Raw genomic sequence first — 13437 nt, forward strand, 5'->3', positions numbered from 1 at the left:
AAAATTTGTTGCAATATCGAGAAAAGCAAATATAGGACTTACGCAGTCAAAGGACAAAGAGTCCTTATTGACAAAAAGCTTTCAGAGAGGACAGTCGTCCTCTCTACAAATTGCACTCAGCTCAAATATCTAACAATTCACCAAACGCCGAATCAATATCAATCTCAGCAACAGCCACAGACTGAGCAACTGGTGAATGATTAGGAGACTCCGGCGACTCCAGCGAATGCACATTTACTACTGGTGATTCGGCCACAGGTTCCACAACAACAGACTTAGATTTTTTGACATTAATTACAGGTGATTGTGCTCCATTTTCTCCATTTTTACTGTTTTCGTTCCGCAGCAACATTGCCATCAAACCGTCCAACAAACCCCCACTACCGCCATTACCATTGACTGTGACATCGGGAACAACGCGAACGCTACCATCCGAAACCGCTTGCATCAATTGCAGCAGCGTGTAACTTTGCGTACCCAAAGCGTTGACACCAACTTGATAAGCATCCGCTTTTGCTTGTCCCATCAGCCGAATTCCTTCTGCTTCACCGCTTGCGTGTTCGATCGCAGCAGTTGCACTCAGTTGGGCAATTTTCACCCCTTGTTCTGCCGCCACCACCTGATTTTGAATGTTGGCGATCGCAGTTGCGCGCACCAATTCTTGACGCTGCGACTCTGAAATGCGCTGTACGTCGTAAGTTTTTTCTTGTTCTTGAGCAATTTTGCGATCGGTCAATGTTTGCATCAACTCTGGTGGTGGCGAAATCAAACCGATCAGCGTGTCCACAGCTTGCACGTCGTAGGCCCGCAGGGCTTGACGAACGTGTTCTGCCGCCTCTGCTTGGCGCTGGCTGCGCGCGATCAGGAAATCGAGTATTGTATATTCTTGAGAGGAATTGCGAAAATAATTGCCCACAATTGGACGCAGCACTTGGTCGATCAGATTCTGCATCGAACCTTGCCGCGAAATCACTCTCGGTGCATCCAAAGTACCGACATGAATGATTTGAAAAACTTCTAACTCAAACGTAAATCCGTCAAAAGAAAGCAATTTCAAAGCACTTAACTTGGAGTCGTAGCCGTGTTCTCCGCTGAACCGCGATGTGAAGTTTAAAACAACATCGGTAGTAGGAACAAGTTCTACTTTCATCACTTTTGTATTGATCGGATGTTTGCCTGGATAAAGCGGTTCGATCCACACACCTTTATCGCCTTTATTAACAAGATTGCCGTGGGTAAAAGCCACACCGCTTACGTCTTGCTGCGATTTTCCTACATAGGAAATTACTACACCTACATAGCCGATCGGCACTTCGGTCATTTTTACCTGTTCAACTTGCACAAACCAAGGATTCAAATTCCAAGAACCCGATAAAATCACCTGTTCTTGCAAGCCCCTGCGCCCGCCACCTTTGATGAAAGATTGCGCTTTTTGGAAATTGTCGTGACCGGGAATTATCGGCCCGGCAATTTCACCTTCATCAATCGGAATCCCGTCTAGCACGTTCGCAATTCCCACGCGATCGGGAGCAAGTTTGTATAGTTGAAGTTCCGCAGGTTCCATACCCTTTGCAGCGGCATTAGCTGAAGTAATCACCTCAAATACAGCCGTATTGATCCGATAAGTACCAGTGGTGATGATGGCTAGTTGCCGTCCTTTTTCTCCACCGTCGGTGAGGAATTTGCGGGCATTTTGAAAATTGTCGCAATCGACGACTTTGCCTAAAATGCGATCGGAAGGAATGGTGGCTCCGTCATTGGCAATAATTAAACCAATTTCATCTTGAGGAACGACAACAACTGGTTCTTTGCGAATGCTATATTGCCAGGGAAAATAACCAAAATGCCAGCCGGGAGGAAGGGTATCTGCTTGCAAACCTCCTTCGCCATCGAGAGCAATTAATCTATTGGAGGGCAAATTTTTGCGGGAGAATTTCTTAGTAACAATTCCCACTTCTCGTTCGCCGATCGCAATTAATCCCAAAGTCCAGCCAATCTTGGGTATAAAGATGAAAACTAGGAACATTGCTCCTACGGGATAGATCCAAATCGGAATGCTAAATCCTTCTGCTTGGGCTGGTTGAACTTCCTGGGCTGGCGGCGGCGGATTGGTTTGAGCGGAAGTTGGTGGGGCAAAAGCGGATGCTGCTGCGATCGCGGTTGCGAAAGATACTGCTAGGGGTAGAAGTTTGGGAAGCCAACGTAATTTAGTCATAGTTTTTAACCTGTTTTAAGCTCAAATGTACTGAAAAGTTGTTAACTACAATTACTATTCAATAGATTTCTTTGAACGTCAATTCATTAAATTCATTAATTATGTTCATAAAAGTCATATTTGGAATATGATTGGGCAGGAAGTGCGATTGGTTCATCTCAAAATGAGTGACTAGAATTTCCATCCAATATTTACAAGCGATCGTACAATCTGTAAGAAAGTGCGATCGCCCTTATTCAATTCCTGCCCGCTAAACTAACGAGAATACGAAAATTATCAACAATAGTCCTGGTCGCGCGGGTAGTCAGAAACCGGGTTTTTGGCGAGAATACTTGGTTATAACCCGCAGATTCGGTAAAAACCCGGTTTCTTTGCTTGTGATGCGTAAGCCCCGTTGATATTAACCACCACCACCGCCACCACCGCCACCACCGCCACCACCGCCACCACCGCCACCACCGCCACCACCGCCACCACCACCGCCACCGCCATCACTGTCATTGCTCAAGATTGGCATTACTACTTCATACTTGTGATGGTAAGAGCAGTTTCGACATTTGCAGGTAACTTCCTGCTTTCCTGCACGGGTATATGTAGGCTTAAACAAAACTTTATAAGTCCGTTTGAGTTTGAGTGTTTGGCACTCAGGGCAGCTTCGATTCTTGATTTCATTTGTGGTCATTAATAAAATCACTAAAATAGGAACAGACACCCAAAGAAGGCACATAAATAAAAATTCAAAAGGCTCAGAGTCAAAAAAGACTTGTTCTTCCGAAGAAGATTGAGATTGATTGCCAGCTTGTTGCCAGCGAGGTTGAGGTACATTGAGAATTTGCTGGGGAAATGCAATCTGCACTTCTAATTCTTGCAGCGGTTGAACAGGCTGACTTGCCACAAACTCAAATGTTTTAGCATCTACTTTGCGAGGAATAGCTGGCGTACCAAAATTCCTAAAAAACAGAACTTTACCTGACAAAGTTTCTGGTAATTTTACTCTAACTTTTGCGGCATTAATTGGGGCTTTGCGACCTGATGAAATGGCTTTCCAATAAACTTGAGTATCCTGACCATCTAGCTGCAATCCACCTACTACTCGATATTTTATAACAAAAGTATGTGATTCTGGCGCTTTTAATTGATGTTGCCAGCGAATCCAAAGTTGATTGTTTTCAATCCCGGTCGTACTGGCGATTTTTTGATTATTTTCGGTAACGGTCACATCTTTAATTTCATCGACTTTATCTAAAGGAATATAGCGATATCGTTCATTGGTGTAGTCTGCTGTGAATACATATTTTTGCGTTTCGGTAACTAACATATCTCCGTTGGTCTGAACGTCGATGATGACGTTGATGTTATCCCAGTAGAAGGGTAGTTGTTGGGCGGCTGCATGAGTCACTGTTACCAACAAGAGGCTTAATGAAGCCATTAACAAAAAAACTATTTTTTTGATGAGTCGTTGATTTATCATAGGATTTCCACAAGATAAGTGTTGACTACAATAATTCAACAGGTTTCTTTTGAAGTCAATTCATTAAATTCATTAATTATGTTCATAAAAGTCATATATTAAGTCCGGCGGCAGGGAATTTGACTGGTTCCTAAGCTCTGCCTGGGAACCAATTTCCAGAGGCTCTACCTCACGTGGCGAAAGGGAAATTGGAGGCAGAGCCTCCGGTTCTGCATTACCAGGCAGAGCCTGGGAACGAGTAGTTTAATGTTGTAATAGCACGTTTAACCAAGTTAAAACTGTACACCCAAACAAAGCTTCAAATATATATCTTCGCGAAGGCTTGTAAGGGTAAGAATTCCAAACGCGCAGTTCTCCATTAAAGCCTCGCGAGGCTAAACTCAAGGAAACTTGACGGTAGTTTTCCAAAGTTCGCTGAAGCAATTGCCCGATTAAAATGCTTAAACTCTGCATTCCCCGCTTCCAAGTGCGGTAGCCACAGCGCGAGTTTTGTGCTATCCAAAGTTCATCGGCGATCGCCAATAAGCTAAAAATAAACCGATACATTAGTAATAGCAGTTCTGTGACTAACTCTGGACAGCGTAGTTGTCTAAGAATCTGCAAGATTTCGGTAAAGGGAACCGTCAAGAGGATGAAATACATACAACTTGTGGATGCGAAGGCGCGGGCAAATAGCAAGCTCACTTGGTATATTCCAGTGCGGCTCACATACAGATAAAAAGTGCCGACGCTAATCCCCCAACCTTGCCAAATATCCCACCCAATTGCAGGGATACGATCGCCCGCAACCGCACCCATAGCCAAAGCAGGCAAACTTGTCAGCAAAAACATCAACGGTAGCGACAGCAACCGCAAATACAGTTTCCCCGGAATACCCGCATAGACGACGATCCAGACTGCCAACCAAAGGCTGATCGACAATTGGACCATCGCCCCAGAAACTAGAGACAGAATTAAAAGGGCGATCGCAAAGGATAACTTGTGAGATGGCGGCAACCCCCGCAAGCGATTTGTATAAGCCAGACTATCAATCTGATGGTTCATTCCGACGATTTATGATCAGACTGCTGCCGAGATTGCGATCGGCCTTTATACAACCCAATGACGTACCCAACTACGCCAGCCCCGATCGCCGCTTGAGACGCAAACAATAGACTTGAAATTTCGCTGCTAGCGGGTTCAAACAAGTGATTGAACCAAGGTTTATAACCCGGTTTAATTTCGGTGATTGCTTTCTTAGCTTGGTCATCGGCACCGCCATATTCACCCCGCACAAAAACGAGAGGAAACGCTGCCAGAACAATCACAGCGCCAGCCAAAAGCCAATTTTGTCGCGAAGTAGATTGGTGATTTTTTGTAGTTTTTTGACTCACGGCGCCTCACTCCTGTCTCAATAATTTCAAAGTTTCTAACTCCGGCTTCCCGTAAGAATGCAGCCAGTTCCAGACCAATAGAGTCAGCAATCCCTCACTGATAGCCAGAGGTACTTGAGTGATAGCAAAGATGCCAGCAAACTTGAGAAACGAAGCCATAAAACCGCCACTAGCTGCTGGGAAAGCTAATGCTAATTGAATCGAAGTCGTCACATAAGTCAGTAAATCTGCCAAAGCCGCAGCACAAAAAATTGCCGCCCGCTGGCTACCAGTTCGCAACAGCAATTGATAGATAAAATACGCAGCAAAAGGGCCGACAATCGCCATCGAAAACATATTCGCTCCCAGCGTTGTCAAGCCACCATGCGCTAACAGTAACGTTTGAAAAAGCAGAACTAAAGCCCCCAGTACCGCCATCACCGAAGGGCCGAACAAAATTGCACCCAAACCGGTACCCGTTGGGTGAGAACAACTGCCCGTTACCGAGGGAATTTTTAAAGCAGAAAGCACAAAAGTAAACGCACCCGCCAAAGCCAACAATAGTTTAAGTTCGGGGTGTTCTTTTGTAATACGAGTAATCGATCGCAAACCTACTGCAAAAAAAGGCAACGCCACCATCCACCAAAATGCAGCCCATTGCACCGGCAAAAAACCTTCCGAAATGTGCATAGCTGCGGCGGGCGTTGCTGAACCCAAGACAATATAACAACTCAAGCCAGCCATCAATCCCAAGCTGACCAATTTCCGATTTCTGGCCTTCACGCTGAACCTCGCAGATGAGACTATGTAAATTAACACATCGGCGGGCATCCTGACTTAGAAAGCGACAAGACTCTCATTACAGTTGCGGGACAGCGCCGGACTTGCACCGAACTTTCCCCGTTTCCTCTAACGGCTGCTCCCCATTAGAACCGACTGGTTAGACATAGTTTAGTCGATCGCGTAAGTCTCAGCAAATCTTTTACAAAAATTCATTCAGATTAAATAAGTCAAAATTACCTATCATCTTCTCTTCTCTTCCTTGGCGTCTTCGCGGTTCGTTCAATAAATACTATTGCCAAACAAATCAACGGTATAATATTAGTGAGTTTTGAGGAAAGCCGCCATGTTAGATTACAAATTTCCGAGGCACTGGCCCTCAGCCGATGAACTACCAGACTCAGATGAAACGCCTGTGGATAACGAACTACAAGAACTAATACCAGGGTTGTTAAAAGCAATATTGCTCATACTTTGGGCAGAACGCATGGACTGGTTTTTTGGCATAGATATGGGTATTTATCATCACCCTGACGAACCGCCCATTGTCCCAGATGCTTTCTTAAGTTTAGGAGTAGAACGATTTTACGACGAAGAATTGCGTCCTAGTTACGTGCTGTGGGATGAAAATGTCATGCCACTTTTCGTCCTAGAAGTTGTTTCCCCAACTTATCGCAAGGAATACAGCACAAAATTAGACACTTATCAAGCTTTAGGCGTACTTTATTACGTCATTTATTCTTCCCGCCGCCGTCGTAAACCTCATTTGGAAGTACACAAGTTAGTCAATGGGAAGTACGAGTTACAGCCAGGACATCCAGTTTGGATGCCTGAAATTGGTTTGGGAATTGGTTGTGAAAGGGGAAGTTATTCTGGAGTGACAAGAGAGTGGTTGTATTGGTATGATGCCGATGGAAAACGTTATCTGACTCCTGAAGAACAGGTGAAAGAATCAGTCCAGCGCGCCCAACAGGAATCGCAGCGCGCCCAACAGGAATCGCAGCGCGCCCAACAGGAATCGCAGCGCGCCGATCGATTGGCCCAACGTTCCGATCGACTAGCTCAGCGATTGCGGGAGTTGGGGATAGATCCTGATAATCTGACCTGATGGCAATCAAGAGTACCAGACTGACCGACTCTAGACGCTCAGAAACCGGGTTTTTCAACAGAGTTCGATCGTCCTCAACCGAGGATTTTTTGGAAAAAACCCGGTTGCTGCCTCCAGGAATGTGTGAATATTTATCGCAAAAATCAGGAAATATCGAGCTAGATTTTGGAAAAACAGAGAGTTGGACGGCAAACATTGCGATCGAGCTCGAAAACATGAAAATCAACAGAGGTTATTAAATAATGGTCATGAATCTGCGTTCTTACGATATCATCTGTTTTGGTGATGAAGTTCCAGGAGTTCTAGCTGTTATCTCTGCCTCCAGAGAATATCTTCGCCGAACAAAGCGTTATCCGCGAATTCTACTGATGTCGAAAGCAAGCTTGCAAGAAGGAATTGGCGGGCATTTGGTAAGAGGCGGTCTTGCTTATTTAGATAGAAGTCAGATTAGTGAAGAACTTCAACAATCTTTAAAGTTAGATACCTTTGGTTCACCAGCGACAATCTATAAAGAATTCTTACAAAAATCCGGCGTTAAAGCAATTGCACTCGACCCCCGCAAAGCCAGTGCAGCGCTGAAAGAAATGCTGGTAAAAGCTGGGGCTGATCTCCTCAGCAAAGTAGAAATTAAATCAGTCAGTAAAGAAGGTCAAAAAATTGTCAGTATAACCACCTCTCAAGGCCTAGTTTATGCCGGCAAGCAATTTATTGATGCCACTGTCAATGCCGAATTAGCTCAAGCTGCCGGTGTGAGAAAGCTGAAGGGATTTGAAACATTTGGTCTGCCTAACTCAGAACTTCCTGTCACCCTCGTTTTTGAAACTCAAGGACTCAGTGCAAGAGCACTGAAAGAATTCGATTATATTTATCTAAAACGCTTCACAAACCTGGCAGATTCAGAGGGTCAAAAATTTTTGCTGCACGCTGCCGCCAAGGATGCCAAACTAGCAGGAGAACTCCGCCTGGAAATGACCGACACTAGAGGCAATCTCAAAACTCTGTGGGCGGGAAACGATCACATCGATGTTCGCTCCCCGGCTCTGTCTGTAGCTTACCACTCCTTTAGAGGAATAAAACTATCTTTTCCTGAAACTGGCGTAATTTTAGATGAGGGAAATATAGCAATACTTCCCAATGATAGACTTTCGTGGAATGCGCTGTTATTTGCAGTCACCGCCAGCGAAGCAGAAGCCTTAGCGAGAAGCGGGAGCAAACCCACGGCTAATATGCAAAGAGAGATGTTATTTATTACAAGTTGGCTGAGGAGTTTGGGGGCTACTTCTGTTACTTATGCCTCAGAACTTTATATCAGACACGCCGGCAATGTGACGGGAGTTGTAGAACCTTTAACTGGCACACAAATGCTGTTAGGTGGCGTACCTGCTAATGAAGCCCTGGCAACATTTAGCTATCATTTTGATGTCCGCGGAGGCATTCCGGGTATTCGCGACAAAGCAACTAGCGTAGGATGGTTGAAAAGTCTGAGTTTTAAACAGCCTATCTTGAATATTGGCATCCGCCACGCATTAATTAAAAACGTTCCTAACTTGGCAGTGGTCAGTCCGTGTTCTGGATTTGAAGGGTTTGCTTGTTCTGTCGGCAGAATTGTGGAATTCAATGCAGCAGTGGGTCAAGGTGTGGGTATCGCTGCGGTTAATGCCATTCTAAATAACAAGAATCTAGCTGATGTATCTAATCGAGAAGTGAGACAAGTTCTCGCTGAAACAGGCCAGTTACCTAAAATTTTTGGAGTTCCAAATAATGGTGAGGCAATGCTATTGGCGCAATTTGAGAATCTTGCCAGTTCGGATGCTATTGCGTAATATAAATTCCGGTTGCACTCCTCATGACTGTTGGCTGTTGACTGTTGACTGTTGACTGTTGACTGTTAGCTGTTGGCTGTTGACTAAAATTATGCTTTCGGGATAACGGACTGTTTGGAAATTGGAACAAATACCGATGCAACCGGGAACGATTTAATAGCAACTTCAATAAACAATTCAGTAGTAGGTTGGGCAGGTGGAACGAAACTCACCCCAAAATTTTTTAGCAAGAAATGAGTGAAATTGCTATTAATATTATGTCCCTTCGATCGACAACAATCACGTTGGTTTGTAGTGAGGAATTTAATCCGCATAAAATTCTGAGCACTTCCGTCGTCACTACAAACCTATAACGGTGATTTTACCGGAAATTATATAATAGCTCGATCGCCTGCACCGAATTATTGTGCTGCGCGGCACTAACCGGTGAAACAACTTTTCAACTTGAGACTTCGCTTGATTTTTCCAGCTTGGTTTCCCGCACAAACAAGAAAAGCGGGAAAGCACAGGAAAACGAAACAAGCACACCCAGAAGTATATACAGCCCTACAAAACTTATATCCAATCGTTTTGACTCAGCGTACATCCAAGTGCTTCCTGCTACAGTTGCGATAAACAAATCTAAACTTACCGATTTCGCAGCCAGATTAGCCGAACTCTCCTTTACAAAGTCCAGCAAGCCAGCATTGCTAAAAAACTGCAAGTTATAGTACCAAGGCAGCACCAGCCCCAAAATTGCTAAGATGAGATAAATGGTTCGCTTAACGCTCATAATTACCCTACCTGTTCTTTGAGCGACTGTATTACCCTACTCGCTAACAACCAATCCTTACTTCTTCTGCGGGCACTTCGGATGAATCCCCCCCTGCAAACAAATGTAAGCAATTTGAGTTTTATCTAAATTTTTAGCTTCCGCAAAATCAACTCCTAGGAATCGACCGGATTTACTACCAGTCGGATTTTGAATAAATTGATCCGAAGCTGCCTTACCCAGAAACACAGCGCCTTTAAAATCTGCTCTAGCTAAATTCGCGCCCCTAAAATCAACCGAACTCACCTCCGCATTCCGAAAATTCGCATCTTGCAACTGAGCATCTTTTAAATTCACGTTGGCGAGTTTAGTCGAAGTCAAATCTGCCTTTTGTAAGTTGGCGCCGCTCAAATCAGCACCGGACAAATCAGCACCTTGCCATTCCGATTTAGACAAATTTGTCAAGGACAACTGAGCACCTTGAGCCTTCACTTTTGCCAAACGCGCGCCTGACAAATCCGCTCGCGACAAATTCGCGCTTCCTATATCTGCCCCGGTAAAACTTGCATTTTTTAACAGTGCTTCCTGTAAATTTGCTCCAATTAAAATAGCACTGCTGAAATTAGCTGAATTCAAATTGCCGCTTGACAAATTAGCTTTGTTCATGACAGCACGCACAAAAGTAGTGCGGTTCATTACAGCACTGTTCAAAGACGCCCCGACCAAATTTACTCCTTCCAGATTAGCGCCACTCAAGTCAGAAATCCAATCGTCAAATGTACCCGGACGCCTGTCTTCGCCGGTGCCGTAAAAGCGAGCTCCCTGCAAGCTGGCATTGGTTAAATTGGCATTTCTCAACTTAATTCCCGACAAGTCAACTTTGTTTAAAACTAAAGTAAACTGAGACGGGCCGGCAGGACTTTGAGCTAAATCGGTGCGGCTGAGATCCGCGCCGTTGAGCTGGCTGCTATACACTGTGAGAATTTTGCCGATCGCCCTTTGTACTGTTCGCTGGCGGGCGGCCGCTAACTCGCGTTCCGGGGCCTTGCCGCCAAAGCGCAGGGAATCGAGATCGTTACTCAGGGCTTGATTCAACCGTTGCAACTCAGGCAAAGCTTTCGGCCCGCTACTGACTAAAGCTTGCTGGATCGCGTCCAGCATGGCGCGGTTGTCTTCTTGAGCTAGCAAATCCGCTAGCAGGGGTACGGCGCGGGAGTCTTCCACGGCCCCCAAAGCCAAAATAGCCGATCGCCTGCCCGATGCCCCGCTAGCCGATGTGGGAGACAATTTGCTGACTAAAGCTACAAATAATTCGTCGTTCCGCTGCCGGGAATCCCGCAAATTTGCTTGACTTTGAGTGTAGATGAGAGTGCCGACAAACAAAGTTAAAATCAATCCCGCGCTGCCGACGGTAACTATCACTAAAGTTGTGCCTGGGTGTTGGCGCATCCAATTCCACAAACTGGCATTTGTTTTCAGGCCGCTTTGTGGAGTCACCACCAAAGCCGCAATCTGCGCGTCTTCCTCCGTCCAATCTGGACTCTTGACAGGATCGGCAGACAGTTGATTTGATCGAGCATTGACCACCAAAGTATTCGCGAGGCGATCGTGTCCCGCTTGCCGTTTGTAACGCCATGCAACCGCGCCGTCTGCGAGCACTGCCAAGCCGCTCAGCCCCCCTAAAATCAGCAAATCAGGAAACGCACCGCTCAAGCGCCAAATGGCGTAAGCGACGCCCAGAGGCACTCCCCAGCGCCCCAAACTTTCGCGAATTAGCACGGGTCCAAAACCCGGAGGAGTACCCGACGCTGTGACAACTTTGACGCCGAACCAGCGTTTGGGGAGAGTTTGACCTGTTCTGGCGAGCAAAAACAGTTGCCACCCCGCTAAAACTGCCGGTGCCAGCAGTGCCCCTGACCAGAATAGATTAGTTAGGGGTGCGACTCTGGGGCTGCGATCGCGCACGGGTATGCCCAAGGTACGGGCGACGGTTTCGGATGCTGCTGCTATGGAGGAATTGAGCGGCACGGTTTGAGATTCATTGTTGACTAATGCCCCGATACTGAAGGGAACGAGGGCGCTGGCCGCAATTAACGAAATTTCCACAGCCCAAGCGCCGCACCTGCGAACCAGCAGTGGCATTTGCTTGGATTGTGTTTGCCAAGACGGATCGGGTTGATTGATGCCGCTGGGCGCGGTGGGGTTAGCCATATTTAGAAATTCCTATTATTTGTCGTTAGTATTTGAGGACTGGGGGGAAATTGCCAATTTATACGCTATGTAGATTAGCACTCCGAGAACGGCAAGAGTCATCAGCGCTGAAATTAGCTGTACGATGCTATTGAAGACTGTCAGGACAATTATCGCTCCGACGGCAAAGGCTGCCACCTGCCCAGGTTTGGGGAGTCTTTGAAAATTGTCCAGTAATTGATTGTAGAAGGTTCCGACGGCTTGATAGCTGTCTGGATTTTGTGTGATGAGTGGCGATCGTTCTACTTTAGCTTTTAGTTCTCCCAACGCTTGCTGCCAATTGAAATTATTTTGAGGATTCATAAAAAAATTCCGAAGTTATTTTAGATTAATGTGTTTGGAACCGCCATTATCCCCTACCGTCAAAGAACTAGAACCAAATGCCATTGTGTGAGGAAACATGAAGATCCATTACCTGGGCGATCGCGGCAAACTGTGGTTTAGCTCGATCGTGACCCTAGCCTTGGCAATGATTTTAGCGGATGCGGGTGCTGTTCGGAGCCAACCGCTACAAATTGCTCCCGGATTTCCCGAACCGCTGGGAGTTTCTGGAGTTTCCGGCGGCCCGAACAATAGCGGCGACTGCGGTTTTGTCTCTCAAGGGCCGAACCACGTCATTGAAGTAACGCAGGATTTGCCTTACTGGCGGATTGCAGTACAAACCGCTGGAGCTCCGAGTTTGATGATTCAGGGGCCGAGGGGGCGTTTCTGCGTCCTGCCGGCGAATGCTGCGGCGGGGAATGTAGAATTTTCCGGTTATGGGGACAAGGGGACTTATGTTATTTTTGTGGGCGATCGAGCTCAAGGTCAACACCCTTACTCTCTCTCTATTTCCCAAAAGCGAAATTAAAAATACAACGGAATTAGGACGCTTGCTGTGAGAAAATGGCTTTTTGGCGATCGTAAATAAGCCGGATTTCTAACAGCCCGTGCGTGGAATAGCCATTTCATATCAATTTTGTATTTGTTCTCTAACCCACTTCCGAAACAATCTGAGAGTTGGACTCGTGCCCACTGTTTGGCTTTGTTCGCAATATTGAGAAATAGCTTCAATAATTGGCAGATTGGGAAAAGTTGGACTAATTTCCGATTCAACATATTTCCCATCTTGAAGCACATTAATCTGAAGCTTGTTATTTTCATAGCGCCAGATTTCAGGTACTCCCAAAGCTTCGTAAGCATCGAGTTGAGTTTTGGAAGTTAGATCGACTTCAATTGCTAAGTCAGGTGGCGGATCGACAGTTAAGTCTATCCGCTTTTTGCCAATCATTAGAGCGTGATTCTGAATGTAAAAACATTCATCAGGCTCAATTCCTTGTAACATACTTTTTCGCGGGAAAGTCGTCGAACCAAATGGTTCAAAGTCGATTTCTAGTTCCTCAAACAGAATTTTAACTAAATAGCTAATAATGATTTTAGCTTTCTCATGTTCTGGTAGTGGCATCCTAATCTCCAAAGTTCCTTGACTGTAAGCTATTCTAGACCCACGGTGTTCTCCCAACTCTTCTAAAATTGCTTCAAATTCCTGCCAGTTGACATCATTGAACAGGACTCTATGTCCTGGGGGTACACTGATTTGTCTTAATTGCAGCGTTACCATTTCAACCTCCGATTTATTTAAGTTTATTATAACTGATACCATCTTTTAAGTTGAGGGGTTGACAGCGCTATCTCAACTTAATTTACT

13 protein-coding genes and 1 riboswitch are annotated in these 13437 nt (G+C 45.6%); of the genes, 4 read left to right on the forward strand and 9 right to left on the reverse strand.

Annotated features, from left to right (window positions below; translation table 11 throughout):
• Nucleotides 1–121 precede the first annotated feature (121 nt).
• From QT979_RS07195 to QT979_RS07215, 5 genes are all read right to left on the reverse strand, one after another.
• Nucleotides 122–2215, reverse strand: coding sequence for an SPFH domain-containing protein (locus QT979_RS07195; RefSeq protein WP_333212797.1), 2094 nt, complete (start codon nt 2213–2215; stop codon nt 122–124).
• Nucleotides 2216–2615: 400 nt separating this feature from the next.
• Entirely contained in the window at nt 2616–3686 is a 1071-nt protein-coding gene (locus tag QT979_RS07200; RefSeq protein WP_333308933.1) for a DUF2207 domain-containing protein, read from the reverse strand.
• 243 nt (nt 3687–3929) lie between these two features.
• On the reverse strand, nt 3930–4730 hold the full coding sequence (cbiQ, locus tag QT979_RS07205) for a cobalt ECF transporter T component CbiQ (RefSeq protein ID WP_333212800.1): 801 nt from the start codon (nt 4728–4730) through the stop codon (nt 3930–3932).
• On the reverse strand, nt 4727–5059 hold the full coding sequence (locus tag QT979_RS07210; protein ID WP_333212802.1) for an energy-coupling factor ABC transporter substrate-binding protein: 333 nt from the start codon (nt 5057–5059) through the stop codon (nt 4727–4729). The genes cbiQ and QT979_RS07210 overlap by 4 nt, the downstream gene beginning before the upstream one ends.
• Nucleotides 5060–5065: 6 nt before the next feature.
• Complete coding sequence (locus QT979_RS07215; protein WP_333308964.1) at nt 5066–5782, reverse strand: energy-coupling factor ABC transporter permease; 717 nt, start codon at nt 5780–5782, stop codon at nt 5066–5068.
• A 61-nt stretch (nt 5783–5843) separates the two neighbouring features.
• Nucleotides 5844–5990: riboswitch (cobalamin riboswitch) on the reverse strand.
• Nucleotides 5991–6164: 174 nt separating this feature from the next.
• Between QT979_RS07215 and QT979_RS07220 the strand changes: the two genes are divergently transcribed.
• The 3 genes from QT979_RS07220 (at nt 6165) to QT979_RS07230 (ending at nt 8749) form a co-directional block, all read left to right on the forward strand.
• Nucleotides 6165–6926: a Uma2 family endonuclease gene (locus QT979_RS07220; RefSeq protein ID WP_333212804.1), complete on the forward strand. Its 762-nt coding sequence runs from the start codon at nt 6165–6167 to the stop codon at nt 6924–6926.
• 89 nt (nt 6927–7015) lie between these two features.
• On the forward strand, nt 7016–7165 hold the full coding sequence (locus QT979_RS07225; protein WP_333308935.1) for a hypothetical protein: 150 nt from the start codon (nt 7016–7018) through the stop codon (nt 7163–7165).
• Nucleotides 7166–7174: 9 nt separating this feature from the next.
• Nucleotides 7175–8749, forward strand: coding sequence for an FAD-dependent oxidoreductase (locus tag QT979_RS07230; RefSeq protein ID WP_333308937.1), 1575 nt, complete (start codon nt 7175–7177; stop codon nt 8747–8749).
• Between the two features lie 439 nt (nt 8750–9188).
• Here QT979_RS07230 and QT979_RS07235 read toward each other — a convergent pair whose 3' ends face one another.
• The 3 genes from QT979_RS07235 to QT979_RS07245 are packed head-to-tail and all read right to left on the reverse strand — an operon-like array spanning nt 9189 to nt 12053.
• Nucleotides 9189–9521 carry a DUF2834 domain-containing protein gene (locus QT979_RS07235; RefSeq protein WP_333308939.1) on the reverse strand — a complete coding sequence of 111 codons (333 nt, stop codon included), beginning with the start codon at nt 9519–9521 and terminating at the stop codon, nt 9189–9191.
• A gap of 57 nt (nt 9522–9578) precedes the next feature.
• Nucleotides 9579–11711, reverse strand: coding sequence for a pentapeptide repeat-containing protein (locus QT979_RS07240; RefSeq protein WP_333308941.1), 2133 nt, complete (start codon nt 11709–11711; stop codon nt 9579–9581).
• A gap of 15 nt (nt 11712–11726) precedes the next feature.
• Nucleotides 11727–12053 carry a hypothetical protein gene (locus QT979_RS07245; protein WP_333212814.1) on the reverse strand — a complete coding sequence of 109 codons (327 nt, stop codon included), beginning with the start codon at nt 12051–12053 and terminating at the stop codon, nt 11727–11729.
• Between the two features lie 97 nt (nt 12054–12150).
• On the opposite strand from QT979_RS07245, the gene QT979_RS07250 reads away from it, so the two are divergent.
• Nucleotides 12151–12600, forward strand: a complete 450-nt coding sequence (locus tag QT979_RS07250; protein ID WP_333085546.1) for a hypothetical protein — start codon at nt 12151–12153, stop codon at nt 12598–12600.
• 102 nt (nt 12601–12702) lie between these two features.
• On the opposite strand, the gene QT979_RS07255 is transcribed toward QT979_RS07250, so the two are convergent.
• Complete coding sequence (locus QT979_RS07255; protein ID WP_333308943.1) at nt 12703–13350, reverse strand: Uma2 family endonuclease; 648 nt, start codon at nt 13348–13350, stop codon at nt 12703–12705.
• Nucleotides 13351–13437 lie beyond the last annotated feature (87 nt).

Source organism: Microcoleus sp. w2-18bC1, assembly GCF_036700365.1.
Taxonomy (GTDB): Bacteria; Cyanobacteriota; Cyanobacteriia; order Cyanobacteriales; family Microcoleaceae; genus Microcoleus.